A 16,792-nucleotide genomic window follows, 5' to 3' on the forward strand; every position below is an offset into this window, starting at 1 on the left:
AATTGAAATTAAGGGTTTTACTTAGAACTAATGCCATTTATTCGATGATTTACCTTTTTTTATAACTAATTTATTAGTTATATTGCAATTCTAAAAACCTTTGTAATGACCAAAAGACTACCACAACTTTTGCTTTTTTTATGCTGCTATTTCTCATCATTTTCTATGACCAGCAATGACAGTTTACAGTATTTCCTGCAAATAAGAGATTATGATAATGCTATTGAGTGGCTACTGGCTCATGAGCCGGAAGGTTACAGCCGTAATCATTATTTAACGCTGGGCTATTGTTACTATATGAACAACCAGGAGAGACAAGCGCTTCAGCCTTATCAAAAAGTTTACGACCAGGAGTCCCATGAACTGCAGGCCAATTTGTACCTAGGCCTTATTAACCAGCAAATAAGAGAATACGGCCGCGCACTATTATTCTTCAGAAATCTGACCATTCTCTACCCATCTAATTACAAATACTGGCTGTATACTGCTTCCGTATTTCAATCCCTGCAATTTAGTGATTCGTCATTCTTCTATTCCGAAAAGGCCTATATCATTAATCCCAAAGCTTCTGATGCAGCATTGCGTTATTGCCATGCCCTGCTATTATCCCAAAAACGAAATGAGGCAATAAAAGTTATTAATGATTTTCTCAAATCCGACTCTACTAAACCAGAAATCATCTCACAAAAAATAAACTTCAGTGACTACGATAAGAAACACAAAGAAGTTATCTTCTGGGGAGAGCGATTACTGCGGGATTCGGTAAAAAGCGCCCGCCCTTTAACCAGCCTGGCTTACGCATACCTGAATACGGAACAGCCAGATAAATGCCTGGAACTGTACAAATGGATGGAAAAAGAAAGTATCGGTAACGAATCGCTTACTTACTGTGCTTCCCAGGCCTACGCTCAAAGAAAGGATTATGTCGCCAGTAACCGTTTGCTGGACGAATGTCTCGCCCAGAATATTATGAGACCAGCCATAACTTATTTCAGGTCAAAAGCCGACAATTATGAAAACGTCAAACAATATAAAAAAGCTATCGCTCAATACGATAGCTCCTATTATATTTTTCACAGTCCCTTTGATCTGTATTATAAGGGCAGGGTCTATGATATATTTCTGAATGATAAAAAACAGGCTTCTGTCTTTTACAAAAAATTTCTTGCAGAAAAACAGAAGCCTGAAACACCTTTAGAGGAAAAACTATTTCATTATATCGGGGAATATCTCCAACCCTGATGTCCTTTAGATATCCAGTTTAGCGTATTTGGCATTGGTTTCGATAAATTCACGCCTGGGTGCTACTTCATCTCCCATCAGCATACTAAATATACGGTCAGCCTCAGCAGCGCTTTCAATAGTCACCTGCTTTAAAGTACGACGATCCGGATCCATGGTAGTTTCCCAAAGCTGCTCCGCATTCATCTCTCCCAAACCTTTGTACCGCTGAATATTTACCAAGTCTTCTTTACCGGCCCCTAATTTCGCAACTAACGCTTTTCTTTGTTCTTCGTTGTAAGCGTAAGCCGACTCTCTTCCCCTTTTTATCAGGTACAATGGTGGCTGGGCCAGATATACATAACCCTGTTCTACCAGCTCTTTCATGTAGCGATATACAAAAGTTAATATCAAAGTTGCAATATGGCTGCCATCCACATCGGCATCCGTCATGATAATCAGCTTGTGATAACGAAGTTTTGTAAGGTTCAATGCCTTAGGATCATCCGGCGTTCCAACAGTCACACCCAATGCCGTGTAAATATTGCGGATCTCCTCATTTTCGTAGATCTTGTGCTCCATAGCTTTCTCTACGTTGAGGATTTTACCCCTCAGCGGCAAAATAGCCTGGAAAGACCGGTCACGACCCGATTTTGCTGTACCTCCCGCCGAGTCCCCTTCCACCAGGTATAGTTCGCAACGCTCCGGATCACGATCAGAACAGTCGGCCAGCTTACCCGGTAAGCCGCCGCCGCTTAAAACCGATTTACGTTGAACCAGGTCGCGCGCTTTTCTCGCAGCCGCCCTGGCCTGCGCCGCCAGTATTACTTTATTGATGATGTTTCTGGCATCTTTCGGATTCTCTTCTAAAAATACTTCTAAAGCACGGGCCAGTGTGGTTTGCACCACGCCGCTTACCTCGCTGTTACCCAGCTTGGTTTTTGTTTGTCCCTCAAACTGAGGTTCTGGAACTTTCACCGAAATAATGGCGCTTAGCCCCTCGCGAAAATCATCGCCTTCTATACTCACTTTCGCTTTCTCAAACAAGCCGTTTTTATCGCCATAGGTTTTAAACACCCTGGTCAGAGCCTGTCTAAATCCGGTTACGTGCGTGCCTCCTTCAATGGTGTTGATGTTGTTTACGTAGGAATAAATATGCTCACTGTAAGAGTCGTTGTAAGTAAGGGCTACATCCACCGCCACGTTAGTGCCAGCATCATGTCCGTCAACGGTAATCACGTTAGGAATCAATGGCTTGCGCCCGGCAACCTCATCCAACATTTCAACAAACTCAGTAATACCACCTTCGCTGTAAAATACCTCCGAAAGTATTTCACCGTTATCATTCTTTTCACGTAAATCAGAAAGAGAAATGCGAATTCCTTTATTTAAATAAGAAAGCTCACGCAACCTGCTCTTCAGAATATCAAATTTATACTCAGTAACCGTAAAAATAGATTGGTCGGGCCAGAAATGCTGATGAGTACCGGTCTTATCGGATACTCCAATTTCTCTAACCGTGTATTGGGGTATACCGATATGATATTCCTGCTCAAATACTTTACCCTCACGGTGAACGGTAGTAATCATTTTAGTACTCAGTGCATTTACACAACTTACCCCTACACCGTGTAATCCCCCGGAAACCTTATAACTGTCTTTATCAAACTTACCTCCGGCGTGTAATACCGTCATTACGATTTCTAACGCCGACTTATTTTCCTTTTTGTTGATCCCCGTTGGAATACCCCGGCCATCATCCTGAACAGAGATGGAGTTATCCTCGTGAATATATACCTCGATATTCTTACAATGACCCGCCAGGGCCTCATCTATCGAGTTATCCACCACTTCATATACCAGGTGGTGCAAACCTTTGATACCAATATCGCCGATATACATCGCAGGACGTTTACGCACCGCTTCCAAACCTTCTAAAACCTGAATACTGTCGGCACCATAAGCGGGCTTTTCAACCGCTACCGCTTCGTTTATTTCTTCGCTCATAAATATTTAAAAAATGCATGAAAAACTTTAAAAGCTCCCGTTAATCCGGGGTCAAATAAAGAAGATCATGTGGCTAAAATCAATAATAGATTACACATTAACAGATGCCATGAGGCAACGGACAAATTTACGAAAAAATGAGCGTTTATTTGGCTTTTAATTGAAATGTGAATAGTTGGTGAACTATGGAAATTGCAGCACATTTTAAAGCCATAAATGGTCAGGCCGATTACCTGATTAGCTCAAAAAATCCCTACTGTTTATCAAAAGTAAGTGGATCAGCATTCGGCAATATCGTATGAAATTTTTTTATAGTAAGCGATTTCCCGCTACTGGCAAAGGTAATTTTATAAGGAGTATTCTTTGCACCCCCAGTGGATAGGTCAGAGATGTAAATTGAATCACCGGCATTATTGAAACGGTAATCAAAAAAATAAGTGGTTAATCCGTTATTTAGCCTCAGATTAGGCAGATTTTCGTCGCCGGCAGGCGGCGTGCTTACTACCAAAACAATTTCTTTAGCGCTATTTTCTATCCAGTTTCCCTGAAACCTCCCGTTTATACTATTATCATCATTCTCTTTTTTACAGGAAATAAAGCCGAATGCGATGGTCATGGCAACAAACACACTTGGTGATTTCAGATTCATAACAGTATTATTTCGAATATTACTAAATTAGCTAAAAATTTAAATGGCTGCACTTGGAACTAACGAACTTGTAATCATAGCGCTCCTATCAGTGATGTTCCTGATCCCCCTTTTAGCATTGATAGATATTTTGCGTAACCAGTTTAAAGATAGCTCTAATAAGATCATCTGGGCCCTGATTGTGCTTTTCTTTCCTATTCTGGGTGGTATTCTTTACTTTCTCTTCGGGGTAAAGCAAAAAGTGTCCAAAATTGATTTTTAACGTTTTACAATCTGGGCTACGAGGTCGGCTTCGCAACAAACCTTATTCCCCACATAGGTAGTTCCCTTCATTTCGCAAATCCCTCTCCTGATCGGTGCCGTCAGTTCCATTTTAAGAATCAGTGTATCTCCGGGCCTTACCATGTTTTTGAACTTACAATTATCTATTTTCAGGAAATAAGTATCGTATTGTCCCTCCGGACTCAGGTTGATGGCCAGCATTCCTCCACATTGGGCTAGCGCCTCTATTTGTAATACACCAGGGAAAACCGGGTTTTGGGGGAAATGTCCCTGGAAAAACCACTCATTAAAGGTTACATTTTTAATCCCTACAATTTTCTCATCCGTTAGCTCTATTACCTTATCTACCAGTAAAAAAGGAAAGCGGTGTGGCAATGTTTTTTCAATATGCTGGATATCGTAAACCGCAGGCGTGGTAGGATCGTAGCTGGGTACATCCTTGATATGCTTATTGGCCTTGATATGCTTTTTGATCATTTTTGCAAAAGCCACATTGGAGCTATGCCCCGGGCGATTTGCGATAACCCGTCCTTTTACGGGGTAGCCAATCAGCGCCAGATCGCCCACTATATCTAACAATTTATGCCTGGCCGGTTCATTGGGAAAGCGAAGTTCCAGGTTATTGAGGTACCCTTCACTTTTAACTTCGATGTCATCTTTCTTAAAAATTTTCTTCAGGCGATCTAACTCCGCATCGCCTACGGGTTTATCAACCACCACTATGGCATTGTTTACGTCACCTCCTTTAATGAGGTTGTGATCTAACAACATTTCCAGTTCATGCAGGAAACAGAAAGTACGGCAGGAAGAAATTTTATCTTTAAAATTCCGCATGGTTTTTAATTCTGCATGCTGGGTGCCTAAAACCGGTGAATTAAAATCGATCAACGTGGTTATCTGATATTCCCGGGCAGGCATGATCACCATTTCAACCCGCTTATCTTCATCAGTAAGATAAAGATTTTCGTCAATTGAATACCATGCTTTTGCTGCATTTTGCTCTTCCACTCCTGCTTCTTCAATAATTTCTATATAGGGCATAGAGCTGCCATCCATTATCGGCACTTCCGGACCATTTATTTCAATCAGGCAGTTATCAATTCCCATGCCTACCAAAGCCGCCAGCAGGTGTTCTACCGTACTCACTTTGGCGCCATTAGCCTCCAGGGTTGTACCCCGGCTTGTGTCTGTAACCAGATCACAATCCGCTTTAATAATGGGCTTATTGGGCAAATCAACCCTTTGAAACTGGAATCCAAAACCAGCATTGGCCGGTTTCAGCGTTACATCAGCCAATATACCGGTATGCAAACCCGTGCCACTTATATTCACTGATTTTTTTAACGTGTGTTGTTTATCAGGATTGAAATTACTGCCCATAGTCATTATTGAATTTGGCAAATATAATAATCTTGCTACATCTGCCATATTTATTAGATTAATAGCTCAAAAATCATCTCTCTGCATGCGCGCTTCCGTCATGTTTTTCTTCACCAGGCGGACTGAGATTTGTATTTTGATAACAATCTGTAATCAAAAAACTTTGTACATTTCGCTTGTATATTGATGCTTTGATCCATTCGCATTCCTCATCTGCATAATTTTGAACAAAAACAAATGGTACTGGCTGGAATTTTGACATTATGAATATTGAACTAAAAAATATAAAAGCCCCCTTTTTTATCGGAGTTGCGGGCGCGGGTATGAGCGCCATTGCCCAGTATTTACAGGGTACAGGCAAAAAAGTAAGTGGGAGTGACCGCTTTTTTAACGAAGGCAAAGCCGGCGACATTAAGGCTAAGCTGGAAAATGACGGCATACAATGTTTCCTGCAGGATGGCAGTGGCATTACCCCGGAAACCGACCTTATTGTTGCGTCAACGGCTATAGAGGATACTGTTGCAGAGATCAAAAAAGCCAAAGAACTGGGTATTCCGGTTATTAAAAGATCTGAATTATTAGCGCTTATCGCTGCCAGTAAAAAAACAATTGCGGTAGGTGGTACCAGTGGCAAAAGTACAACTACGGCGATGCTGTTTGATATACTCACCTATGCCGGTCTTTCTCCTTCCATTATTAGCGGAGCCGGCCTGGTTAGCCTGATTAAAAAAGGTAAAATAGGCAATGCTTTCGTTGGTAATAGCGAGTGGCTTGTGATAGAGGCTGATGAAAGCGATGGTTCTATTGTTCAATACCAGCCAAAAATCGGGCTACTGCTTAATATAGAGAAAGATCACAAAGAGTTGGACGAACTCATGCAGGTATTTGAAACCTTTAAGAACAACAGTGAGTTTTTTATTGTTAACCAATCCAACGAACATTCGAGAAAACTATCGGTTCACCTGGTCAATGACTTTGAAATTGAAGGCGAAAACCTGGGCGCAGGCTTCTTCGCCACCGGTTTCCAGCAAAAAGGGTTTAAAATTTCTTTTGACATTGAAGGGCAGCATTTTGAGCTCAACGTTGCAGGCCGGCATAATATGGAAAATGCCGTTGCAGCTGTAACAGCAGCCGTTCAAACCGGCGTACCTTTAAAGATTGCCAGTGAAGCCCTTGCTCACTACGAGGGAATTTACCGGCGTTGCCAGGTTTTAGGAAATAAATCGGGCATATGGGTAGTAGACGATTTCGCTCACAATCCCGTGAAATGTGCTGCTGCCATTAAAAGTTGCCAGCCGGTTGCAGAGAAAGTGGTGGCCTGGTTTCAACCTCATGGCTATACACCCACTAAATTTCTCAGAAGCGATTTCGCGAAAGAGATCTCCGAAGCGTTAAGACCCCAGGATGAAATATGGATGAGTGAGATCTTCTATGCAGGAGGAACAACCACCAAAGACATTTCTGCCAATGACCTCATCAATGATATCAGGGCATTAGGTAAAAATGCTTACTTCGTTGAAGATCGTAACCAACTCCTGGAAAACGTTCAACCCCACCTGCAGGAAGGCAATGTGCTGCTGCTAATGGGCGCCAGGGATCCGTCGCTGGAACAATTTTCTAAAGATATATACGAGAGGCTTTAAACGGCCATAGCGGGCTGCTCGCTTTTTTGCGGGTGGCCCAGTAAATAGTAGCATAGTACCATTAATAAGCCTTTTTTTGCTTCTGTAGTTGGATTCTCCAAATCGAGGCTGCACACAGTAAGGGGCTCCTGTGCATCTTCTGCAATTATTTCTACCTCTTTATTGTTCAGAAAGTTGAGATAGTATTTCTTGCCGTCGATCAAAATAAATTCCCGGCTGCCTTCTTTTTTCAATTTGCCAAGATTGGTTCCGTACTCATTTTCCAGTACGATCCTGTTTTTTAAAAGGCCTTTATTTCTACACTTAAAATGTCTTTTTTCTCCGTCTTCCGCTTCAATATATACCCGGTCTGATTGGCTTTGATAAGCAAGCGTCAATAATTTACGTCCGTTGCTCCACAAGCTAAACGCGGTATTACCGAGGTTGCTTGTTATAGTCTTCCATTGCATAATTTTCGATTTTGCTCCCCAAAGGTGGCAATTAAAATTAGGTTCCGGAGCCAGTTAACATTAAATTAATATTGAAAACAGCCTGTTTACGCTAAAAATAGTACTAGTTATCACCATTTTAAAGTAAGGCACAATTTTAGTGTTGCAACTTTGTTTTACCCTAGGGATACATCCGGCGATGCAGATAAAGATATACCAGTACAATGATTATCAAAAAGATAAGGATCGAAAAATAAAGCGTCCAATGAGTTTTTAGTTGCATTTTCCCCCGTAACTCACTTTTTTTTGAAACCCGCTTCTTAAGATCCCTGTTTAAGCCATCTACAATCAGCTCCAGTTTCTCCCTGTTCTGCAACTCCTGCAAACCGTCTAACGCATCGCTTTCAAAAGCATCATCTACAGCTTTACTTTCAAGATCATGCTTTTCCACCTGAGTCAACTCATCTTTCAGATACTTTAATAGCTGATCCTGGCTGGTGGTACCGCCCGCATTGGATAATATGTTTTTTAAATCATCTTGCATGGGTTGAATCCGCTGCTTTCATTTTTTTCTGAATACTGATCTTGAGATTCCTCTTTCCGTTCTGAATATGGCTTTTAACCTTTAACATGGGATAACCCGTGCTTTCGCTTATCTCCTGGTAACTTTTTTTCTGCAGGTAAAACAAAGTTACACATTTGTATTGCTCTTCGTTGAGTTCCTGTAAGGCCTCCCGAAGCACCTCGTCACTTACCAACAACATTCCCCCGTCCGCTGTACTCTCTACTTCCTCCACTATATGGCTGTTCGTATCATCCAGCTCAACGGAAATTTTCCCCTTCTTATCCCGCAATATGGTGAGACATTGGTTTTTGGCCACCATGTACAACCAGCTTTTAAAGTAATCAATCTTATATTTTCCTGCTTCCTGAATTACTTTTAAAAAGATCTGCTGCACGCAATCACGGGCGTCATTTTCCTCTTTTAAATACTTCATACAAACACCCAACAACAACAAGGTGTAACGTTGCAATAGAATACCCAGCCACTCATTGTTTTGAGTTTGCCAGAAACGCTGCAACAGCTCCTTATCGCTAATATCCTGGTATTTGTCTTTCCCCACCGGCTAAAGTTATAAATTAAAGATGCAAACCCTTCGTAATTCCATACGTTTTGCCAATTTATTAGCTGATGCGACGGGGAAGATAAATCAAGAGCGTATATATTTACATATATGAAGGCCGTATATGCAATAGTTACTGTACCTGCTGCGCCTGTACGTAAGGCGCCCAACCACAGAAGAGAGATGAGTAACCAGCTGTTTTTTGGAGAACCCGTACAAATTACGGGGCAAAAAGACAACCAATGGCTGAAAGTAAAAAGCTTATATGATGGTTATACAGGATGGTTAACGCCTCATCTTGTAAAGGGTATTGATGCTGCTACAGCCATGCAGGAGTCGCCGTTCCTGGCTTCACAGTTTTTAACAAAAATAGAGCTTGCCAATCAACTGATGCAGGTTCCGCTGGGATCAACGCTACCCGACTTCAAAAAAAAGGAAGGAGTAATAGCCGGAATTCCCTACAGCTGCGCCACTCAGGCTATCAACACGGCTACTATTAAAAACAAGCAGGCTCAATTACTCGAAAATGCACATCAATGGCTGAATGCGCCTTATTTATGGGGAGGCAAAACTATATTGGGTGTAGATTGTAGTGGTTTTGCCCAAACCCAGTACAAACTGGTAGGCCTGCCTATATTGAGGGACGCCTGGGAACAAGCCCTGCAGGGACGGCCGGTACCATCACTAAAAAAAGTCCAACCTGCCGATCTTGCTTTTTTTGAAGACAAAGGAAAAATTGTTCATGTTGGAATTTTACTGGATAGTACCACCATTATACATGCAGCCGGAAAAGTACGTATAGACCCAATAGATAACAAGGGTATTGTCAATAGCGACACGGGGATGCGAACGCATCAGCTAAAGTGCATAAGGCGATTTATTGAATAATTCCCCGACAAACTTATGGATGGTCATAAATGATTTGGCTTTAATACCTGCCATAAGCAATCCTGTTTTTATGATTAATAGGATACGCATAGTTATTATCCTGCTCCAATCTTAAAATAATTGTTAAGCCTAATTGTTTTGTTTTTGCCAGCGTTTGCCAGCTAACCACTACCGGTTCCAGCGTAGAACCCGAATCGTTAAAAGTAGTTATCTCACCATCTTCAATATTATTATACCCCTTTAAACTTTGCCTTTGCGTATCATACATGTCTTTCCTGATCTTTTTAACCAGTTTTTTATAATCCTTTGCTACAGCCCGCCTTGCCAATTCTGTGTCCGGGAAATACGTGGTTAACTGGTAAGTATAAAAACTAAAAAGAACCCGGTTTTTTGATTTATAAACATTTTCGTAAAATAGCATATCTACCTTATTGGCGTTGATACTATAGGGGTTAAAAACGTCATACTCCCCTTTCACAAAATACCCCGTAGTATCTGTTTGCCGGTAAATTTCCTTTTTCAACAACGAAGGATCGGTTGTTAACGCCTCAACAAAAGAAGAAAAATTACCCTGAAATGGATTGACACGATAATATTCTTTTACGGTGCGCGTAAAATTGCTCTGGGCCTGTATAAAGGAAACCGGCAATACGAAAATGGCTATAGCAAAGAAATATTTCAACATATCTGGATTGTTAGCTACCCCGTACGGACGTTTCTAATCATCAAAAGGTTGCATCTTCTATTTGATTATCAACATGTGGATAAGAAAAAAGGACCTGCTGTCAGGTCCTTCCTATTATTTACTATTTTCTGTACTTTTCTTTGTAGTAATCTATAGCTTCCGTAACAATGGGCAGTGCTGTTTCCTTATCCTGGAAGGTATCTATCACTACTTTTTTATCTTCCAACACTTTGTACTGCTCAAAAAAGTTGCGCATTTCCAGCAAAAAATGCTGTGGGAGTTCATCAATATTGTCATATTGTCTAACAGATGGATCGTTCAGCGCAACAGCAATAATCTTATCGTCGCGCTCGCCACTATCAATCATCTGCATATTGCCAATTACTTTAGCCTGCACCAGACAAAGTGAACGGATCGTTTGAGAACACAAAACCAGGATATCCAAAGGATCCATATCCTGCCCCAAAGTTTGGGGAATAAACCCGTAGTTAACCGGATAATGAAAAGAAGAATAAATAACCCTGTCTAACTTCAATAATCCTGTTTCTTTATCGATTTCGTACTTCGACCTCGAGCCTTCAGGAATTTCTATGATCGCATTCACATACTCGGGAGCATTTGCGCCGTAACTTACACCATGCCACGGATGTTGTATAGTTGACATAAGGTTCTATTGATTTTTTGAAAATTATTTAAAAGTCTGCAAAAATATGCTTTTAACAGTAGTTCTATTCATGGTCGAACAGGTATTTAAAATCTACCAGCCATTTGCCATCTTTTTTGACCACTTTCAAGGTATCCTGGTTTTCTTTATGAAATGAATTGGAATACACAATAATACTGGTAGAATCGTTAACCAGTTTACGGCTATGTATATTAATGCTCGCATCCCAAAGCCCCTGCTTTTCATCGGAAGACAGTTCCATACGGGACACGGCATCCAACCGTTCATCATTCAATGAATCATGCAGCATAAAGTCTGCAGCCCTGTCATATTTCCCCTTTAATGCCGCCTGAACAAATTCTTTCGCTGCAACCAGATCAGTCTCAGCTTCGTTTTGTTCACGGCCTCCTTTACAGCTTCCAAGGAATAGCAGTACCATTATACCTAATCCCATCAATCTCATAATTACTATTTTAAATTGTCTAATTTTTTCTGGATATCATCCAGCACTTTAGGATCCATATTCTTCAAAACGCTATCAGCCATCTTCATTCCTTTTTGTATTTCTTCGCTGTTCACATTAATCGAGTCTCTTATTTCATCGCCCTGGTTTTGCACACTCTTCATGCCCATGCGCATCAGCGTGCTCATTGTAAAATCTACCTTCCAGCCATTGCTTTCTTTCAGCAACTTAAATTCAGCTTCGGGCCTTTGCTGGGTTTTACTTTTAACCAAAACAAATGCAGAGTCGCCCATTATGCGTGCCGGTTCAATAACAACATCCTGGAAATCTTTCATGGGATCTGACTGAGGCAGGGAATCTTTCATTTTTTCGGCCATATCCAGTCCCTTCTTCATCATTTGCATGGTAGGCTTACTATCTGAGGTTACATATTTGCTGGCGCCATCGATATCTTTTTTTGCCAGGTGTTCGAAAAACTCCTGCAACACCGCGTTAGGATCATTGCTGGTAACACTGCCACAGGATATCAACAAAATTGCAGCTACCAGGGCAGAGGCTACTGTCTTTACTATATTTCTCATAGTTCCTTTTTGCAAACAAATGTAAGGATGAGTTTCTATAAAAGATTAATAAAAAAACCGGGGCTCGCCTGAGCCCCGGTTTCCAGTATAAAGAATTCTCTTTAGGCCGAATTGCGCCCGGCATTAATAATTCCGAATGAGCAGCGCATTACCAGCTTTCCGTAGGTATCTTTTATGCCATCAGCATCATCTCCATTTGCCTCCAGCGCACGTATTTTCGACATCGCATACTGCTGGATGGTCAAAAGCGGCAGTACAATCCTTTCACGCATAGAGATCGAAAGCTTATCAACCGGGTAATTGCCCATTAGCTCCTCGTTGCCCGATAGCTTTACGATGTACTCGTATGTAAGCTGGTACTCTTCGTAAATCATATTCCAGAGCTCGCCATAAGTTTCATCCTGTGCCATATAAGCCGTCAGCGGAAAGTAAGACTTGGACATAGCCATCTCGCAATTATCGATCAGGGTTTTGAAGAACAATGACTCATCGTATAACTTCTTTACATCGTCGAAACGGCCGATGTATTCCATCTTTTTAAGTGCAGAACCTACCCCAAAGAAGCCTGGCACATTCTGCTTCAATTGGCTCCAGGCGCCTGCAAACGGGATCGCACGAAGATCTTTCAATGAAATACCGCCCTGCGTTTTTCCACGTTTGGCCGGACGGCTTCCGATATTGGTTTCACTGTAAAACCGCAACGGGCTTATTTCGTATAAATAGCTGGCCAATAAGGGATGCTCCTTCAGCTTCTTGTATTCGTCAAAACCATAAGAAGAAAGCTCCTGCAGCAACTCTTCCTGCTTGCCGGTTAAAGGAGCATGACGGTCTACATGTATATTATTGGTAATACCCGCATTCAACAACTGCTCGAGGTTGTACTGTGCAGAATCGATAATGCCGAAATTGGAACTGATGGTTTGCCCCTGAATAGTTAACTGGATCTCCCTGTTGGAAATATTGTTACCCATAGATGCATAAAATTTGTGGGTTTTACCGCCGCCTCTTGACGGGGGCCCTCCCCTTCCGTCGAAGAAGATAACCTCAAAACCATAGTAGCGGGTGATACGGGTCAACTCTTCTTTTGCACGGTAGATACTCCAGTTGGCCATCAAATAACCACCATCTTTGGTACCATCGCTGAAGCCCAGCATAATAGTCTGGGTATTCTTTCTACGTTTCAAATGTTCTTTATAAGCCGGAATGCTATACAGGGTTTTCATTATTTCGCCTGCATTGCTGAGATCATCTATGGTTTCGAATAAAGGAACAATATCTACATTGATCTCATCATTGGCAAAACCCTGCATTTTAAATAAGGCAAATACCTCGATAATATTTAAAGTGCTGTTACATTGGCTGATAATATAACGGTTACACCCCGCTTCTCCATTGTATTCCTGTATCGTTTTTACAGCCATTGGTATCTGCGCTGTATCTGCGGCTACTTCATCTTCAAAAATACCTGCATCTACCACTCCGTTTATCTGCAGCAGTGCTTTGATCTTCTCTGCTTCTGACAGCTCTTTATAATTACCTGGTATCATTCCGTCCGACTTATCGGCAACGGTTTCAAATAATTTCTGATGTATGGTACTCTCCTGCCTGATATCCAGAGAGGCAAAGTACAGGCCAAACAGGTCGATTTTATTAATCAGACTTTGTACCTGGGAAGTAAACAGAGAGTTATGTTTTTCTTCCAGGATCGCTTTCACACTTACAAGGGTATCTTTGATCTCCTGGGTTGTAACGTCTATTTTAAAGCCGGGAACAAATACATTATCGTATAATTTCAACTCTAATGCAGCAATCGGCTCTTCTACACCAGGGAAAGTAAGCCTGCGTTTGAGACGACGGATGTCCAGGTAATAGCATTTTAAAATGGCGCCACGTAAAGCATCTGCTACTTTTAAAGTGGTATCGCATTTCACAAACGGATTGCCATCGCGGTCTCCACCCGGCCAAAAACCCATTTGCAAAACAGGGTTTAGGTCGGTTACCGCTTCAGGGAACTGGCTCTTCAACTCGTTTACAATTCTTCCTGCAGCCGTATAAAACACATTCTCTAAAAACCAAACAAGGCTAATAGCTTCATCGTAAGGTGTTGGCTTTTTCTTATTTAAGAAGGGGGTTTTACCCAGCTGTTGTAAATAAGTATTGATCTCAATGGAATCGTTCTTAATAAGCGCACTGCTCAAGTCGTGTATAATACCTAATACAGAACCCGGGTAAAACTGCGTAGGATGCGCGGTCAATACCAGGCGTACACAAAACGTTTTGAGTATTTCGGCCAGTGACTCTTCGTTGTTGTTCTGCAGCACATCGCTCATCACCTGCTTTAAGGTGCCGGCCCCGCTCAGGTCATGCGTATTTTTATAAGCAGCATCTTCCAGCGCATCAAATAGTACCACCTGGCGCTCGACATATTGCGTAAATCGAAACAAGAGGTCGAGTTTTTCCTTTTCGGTAGTTAAGCTTGTATGCTTATTAAAAAAATCATTGATAATATCTATAGGGCTTTGAGCTTTCCCATAACCTTCTTCGCAAATACTTGAAAAAAGCGACAACAGAATACCGGTCTTCTCCATTTTATGAAAAGGCAAAGAGGTAAAGAGACTGTTGTAAAGTTGAAACCTGGTTCCAACTTCTGTTCTGAAATGATGTAAGCTCCTGCTAACGGCAATATCCATTATTCTTAAATTATATTTTTCCTTTTAATCTTCAACAGCAGGCAATGAAGCCGTTAAGATAATATTTTTTAGATAGATGGGGCCAACTTTTTGCTTGGAAACCTCTACATCGCCGCAGGAAAATCATCGCCGTCTAATTCAAACAGGCCCCCTTCTAACTGAATAGGATGCCCGCATGATGCCCGATCAGCCAGCCCTCCTCTTACCAGTCGCCGGTAAGCCCGGACAAATACAAGTTCAAAAGCTTTTCCAATCATGATCTACTGTATTTAGCGACTATTTCGAGCTCTTGGACATCATTCAATTTAACAACACAAAATATTGTAATTCAGTATATTAAACCATTTTCGTCAAATTTCAACCTCCTAAAAACCAGTAAACATTGGTTTGTACCTGCTTGTCTGGCGTTCTATCTTTGTGTCATTATTACATAATCGAATACAAAATACCGGTATAGATTATAAGAGCTCATAACCAACTTTCGCTTGTCTCGTTTTGTTTGCCGCCCGGCGATTAAGGTCATATTGACGAGAAATAATTTTTTAAGACTTTAAAAAAGGAGACAATTATGAAAACAGTTCTTTTAAAAGCAAAACAAATAGCCTTTCAATTAGGATTATTATTTGCAAACACGCTGACAACCGGATCGGTGTCAAACAAACAAAGCAAATGGCTTCCCAGATAATGGTAAACCATTTTAAACAATGATCAATTTTTAAAACATATAAAACTTTATACGATGAAAACATTTATTTCTAAAACAAAAACTTTCGCTTTCGCTTTAGTTACCCTTTTTGCAACATCTTTCACTGCTCCTGCTTTTGCAGCTGATGAAGATGAGAAAAAAGCTGAGATCAGTTATGTTGGTAATGTGAATGACTTACCTGTTTACAGATTGTCTTTAAACAACAAGACCAATGAGATTTACTTTGTATCGGTTACCGATAACGATGGTAACGTTATATACAACGAAAAAGTAAGCGGTTCTAAAATTGTACGTAATTATCAGTTTGATGCTGATTTATACAGCGAGTATGACCTTACTTTTACTATTTCTAACTTAAAAGGTAAAACTGTTAGCGCTTACAGCGTAAGCAAAAGCAAAAAAGTAATCAACGAAGTAGCAGTTAACAAGGTGAAATAATTCATACAAATTACTCCCTATAGAAAGAGCCCCTGCAAATTGCGGGGGTTTCTTTTTGTCAGAAAACTTTGGGGAGCCGGTTCCAACAGCGTTGAGGGCGTTGGGCGTCATCAAAAAATACATCGTCAACCTTTGAAAATCAATAAAATAAAAGAAAAAGCCCTCATTTAGTCTTCCAGAATCCCATGAAAACATGGCTTAACCATTGCGCATAACCACAGTATCTTTGCACTCCCAATTACAAAATCCATACACCATATCCTGTAATTCGGGCAAACACTATTTCAATGAAGCCTTTGATGCTTTACCCGGCGTTCACGCCAAAATGGTAAAACTCTTAAAAACAAAGGTTTTTTTCAGAGATCATTTTCAACAGCAAAGCCAGGCTTTACCTGCTTCGGTTGAAAAGCATATACCCGGCTGATAAAGCTGTATCACTTAAAATGATCCGGACCATTGCAGGTGACACAGGATTGTCGGCGGTATACATTATTTAATACTAAAACTTATTTAAAATGAAATCGTATTTATCAAAAAGCAAAGTTGTTCTCCTGGCCTTATTAGCTATTGTAGGTACTACGCTCGCGGCCTCTGCCCTTACAGCAAAGTTTAACGACAACACCAGCAAGGCAGGTATCAGCTACCTGGGTGTTCAGGATAATTTATCTGTATACAGACTGGCGCTGAAAAACAAAACCAACGAAACTTATTTTGTTTCTATCAGTAATGTGGCAGGCGATGTTATTTTTTGTGATGAAGTAAACGGAGCAGCAATTGTTCGCAATTACCAATTCGACAATAAAATCTATAATACAGCCGACAATCTCACTTTTACCGTATCTGATTTAAAGGGTAAGACAGTGGGTGTTTACGAAGTAAACAGAGCTCAGAAAACGGCTTATTCGGTTGACTCAACTCAGATCAAATAGTAGTCGAAACTAAC

19 protein-coding genes are annotated in these 16,792 nt (G+C 41.0%); 7 read left to right on the forward strand and 12 right to left on the reverse strand.

Features of this window, described 5'->3' with window-relative positions:
* Positions 1 to 105 precede the first annotated feature (105 nt).
* Entirely contained in the window at positions 106 to 1,242 is a 1,137-nt protein-coding gene (locus U0035_RS09380) for a tetratricopeptide repeat protein (RefSeq protein WP_114792052.1), read from the forward strand.
* 6 nt (positions 1,243 to 1,248) lie between these two features.
* Here the strand turns inward: U0035_RS09380 and gyrB are convergent, their stop codons facing one another.
* Both gyrB and U0035_RS09390 read right to left on the reverse strand, forming a co-directional pair.
* Complete coding sequence (gene gyrB, locus U0035_RS09385; RefSeq protein WP_114792053.1) at positions 1,249 to 3,228, reverse strand: DNA topoisomerase (ATP-hydrolyzing) subunit B; 1,980 nt, start codon at positions 3,226 to 3,228, stop codon at positions 1,249 to 1,251.
* Positions 3,229 to 3,481: 253 nt separating this feature from the next.
* Complete coding sequence (locus U0035_RS09390; protein ID WP_114792054.1) at positions 3,482 to 3,877, reverse strand: hypothetical protein; 396 nt, start codon at positions 3,875 to 3,877, stop codon at positions 3,482 to 3,484.
* 43 nt (positions 3,878 to 3,920) lie between these two features.
* Between U0035_RS09390 and U0035_RS09395 the strand changes: the two genes are divergently transcribed.
* Entirely contained in the window at positions 3,921 to 4,139 is a 219-nt protein-coding gene (locus U0035_RS09395) for a PLD nuclease N-terminal domain-containing protein (RefSeq protein WP_114792055.1), read from the forward strand.
* Here the strand turns inward: U0035_RS09395 and U0035_RS09400 are convergent.
* Entirely contained in the window at positions 4,136 to 5,539 is a 1,404-nt protein-coding gene (locus tag U0035_RS09400; protein WP_114792056.1) for a bifunctional UDP-3-O-[3-hydroxymyristoyl] N-acetylglucosamine deacetylase/3-hydroxyacyl-ACP dehydratase, read from the reverse strand. The genes U0035_RS09395 and U0035_RS09400 overlap by 4 nt on opposite strands.
* 263 nt (positions 5,540 to 5,802) lie before the next feature.
* On the opposite strand from U0035_RS09400, the gene U0035_RS09405 reads away from it, so the two are divergent.
* Complete coding sequence (locus U0035_RS09405) at positions 5,803 to 7,182, forward strand: UDP-N-acetylmuramate--L-alanine ligase (protein ID WP_114792058.1); 1,380 nt, start codon at positions 5,803 to 5,805, stop codon at positions 7,180 to 7,182.
* Here the strand turns inward: U0035_RS09405 and U0035_RS09410 are convergent.
* The 3 genes from U0035_RS09410 to U0035_RS09420 all read right to left on the reverse strand — a co-directional run bounded on the left by U0035_RS09410 (position 7,179) and on the right by U0035_RS09420 (position 8,734).
* The gene (locus U0035_RS09410; RefSeq protein ID WP_114792059.1) at positions 7,179 to 7,631 is read right to left on the reverse strand and encodes a hypothetical protein; all 453 of its coding nucleotides are present in this window, start codon (positions 7,629 to 7,631) and stop codon (positions 7,179 to 7,181) included. The genes U0035_RS09405 and U0035_RS09410 overlap by 4 nt on opposite strands.
* A 160-nt stretch (positions 7,632 to 7,791) precedes the next feature.
* Entirely contained in the window at positions 7,792 to 8,154 is a 363-nt protein-coding gene (locus U0035_RS09415) for a hypothetical protein (protein ID WP_114792060.1), read from the reverse strand.
* Complete coding sequence (locus U0035_RS09420) at positions 8,144 to 8,734, reverse strand: RNA polymerase sigma factor (protein WP_114792061.1); 591 nt, start codon at positions 8,732 to 8,734, stop codon at positions 8,144 to 8,146. Before U0035_RS09420 ends, U0035_RS09415 begins: the two co-directional genes overlap by 11 nt.
* 111 nt (positions 8,735 to 8,845) lie before the next feature.
* Here U0035_RS09420 and U0035_RS09425 point away from each other — a divergent pair, with 111 nt between their 5' ends.
* The gene (locus tag U0035_RS09425; protein ID WP_114792062.1) at positions 8,846 to 9,622 is read left to right on the forward strand and encodes a C40 family peptidase; all 777 of its coding nucleotides are present in this window, start codon (positions 8,846 to 8,848) and stop codon (positions 9,620 to 9,622) included.
* A 40-nt stretch (positions 9,623 to 9,662) separates the two neighbouring features.
* Here U0035_RS09425 and U0035_RS09430 read toward each other — a convergent pair whose 3' ends face one another.
* The 6 genes from U0035_RS09430 to U0035_RS09455 all read right to left on the reverse strand — a co-directional run bounded on the left by U0035_RS09430 (position 9,663) and on the right by U0035_RS09455 (position 14,962).
* Positions 9,663 to 10,307, reverse strand: a complete 645-nt coding sequence (locus U0035_RS09430; RefSeq protein ID WP_114792063.1) for a hypothetical protein — start codon at positions 10,305 to 10,307, stop codon at positions 9,663 to 9,665.
* Positions 10,308 to 10,428: 121 nt separating this feature from the next.
* Positions 10,429 to 10,971 carry an inorganic diphosphatase gene (locus U0035_RS09435; protein WP_114792064.1) on the reverse strand — a complete coding sequence of 181 codons (543 nt, stop codon included), beginning with the start codon at positions 10,969 to 10,971 and terminating at the stop codon, positions 10,429 to 10,431.
* A gap of 64 nt (positions 10,972 to 11,035) precedes the next feature.
* A complete protein-coding gene (locus U0035_RS09440) occupies positions 11,036 to 11,434 on the reverse strand; it encodes a DUF4878 domain-containing protein (protein WP_114792065.1) in 399 nt (132 codons plus the stop codon).
* A 5-nt stretch (positions 11,435 to 11,439) separates the two neighbouring features.
* Positions 11,440 to 12,015 carry a DUF4878 domain-containing protein gene (locus U0035_RS09445; RefSeq protein WP_114792066.1) on the reverse strand — a complete coding sequence of 192 codons (576 nt, stop codon included), beginning with the start codon at positions 12,013 to 12,015 and terminating at the stop codon, positions 11,440 to 11,442.
* Positions 12,016 to 12,116: 101 nt separating this feature from the next.
* Positions 12,117 to 14,705: a phosphoenolpyruvate carboxylase gene (locus tag U0035_RS09450; RefSeq protein WP_114792067.1), complete on the reverse strand. Its 2,589-nt coding sequence runs from the start codon at positions 14,703 to 14,705 to the stop codon at positions 12,117 to 12,119.
* A 104-nt stretch (positions 14,706 to 14,809) separates the two neighbouring features.
* Positions 14,810 to 14,962 (reverse strand): hypothetical protein, encoded by a 153-nt coding sequence (locus U0035_RS09455; RefSeq protein WP_162817950.1) that lies wholly within the window; start codon positions 14,960 to 14,962, stop codon positions 14,810 to 14,812.
* Between the two features lie 482 nt (positions 14,963 to 15,444).
* Between U0035_RS09455 and U0035_RS09460 the strand changes: the two genes are divergently transcribed.
* From U0035_RS09460 to U0035_RS09470, 3 genes are all read left to right on the forward strand, one after another.
* The gene (locus tag U0035_RS09460; protein WP_114792068.1) at positions 15,445 to 15,849 is read left to right on the forward strand and encodes a hypothetical protein; all 405 of its coding nucleotides are present in this window, start codon (positions 15,445 to 15,447) and stop codon (positions 15,847 to 15,849) included.
* 205 nt (positions 15,850 to 16,054) lie between these two features.
* A complete protein-coding gene (locus U0035_RS09465; protein WP_114792069.1) occupies positions 16,055 to 16,273 on the forward strand; it encodes a hypothetical protein in 219 nt (72 codons plus the stop codon).
* Between the two features lie 91 nt (positions 16,274 to 16,364).
* Positions 16,365 to 16,778, forward strand: a complete 414-nt coding sequence (locus tag U0035_RS09470; protein ID WP_114792070.1) for a hypothetical protein — start codon at positions 16,365 to 16,367, stop codon at positions 16,776 to 16,778.
* Positions 16,779 to 16,792 lie beyond the last annotated feature (14 nt).

Source organism: Niabella yanshanensis, assembly GCF_034424215.1.
GTDB lineage: Bacteria > Bacteroidota > Bacteroidia > Chitinophagales > Chitinophagaceae > Niabella > Niabella yanshanensis.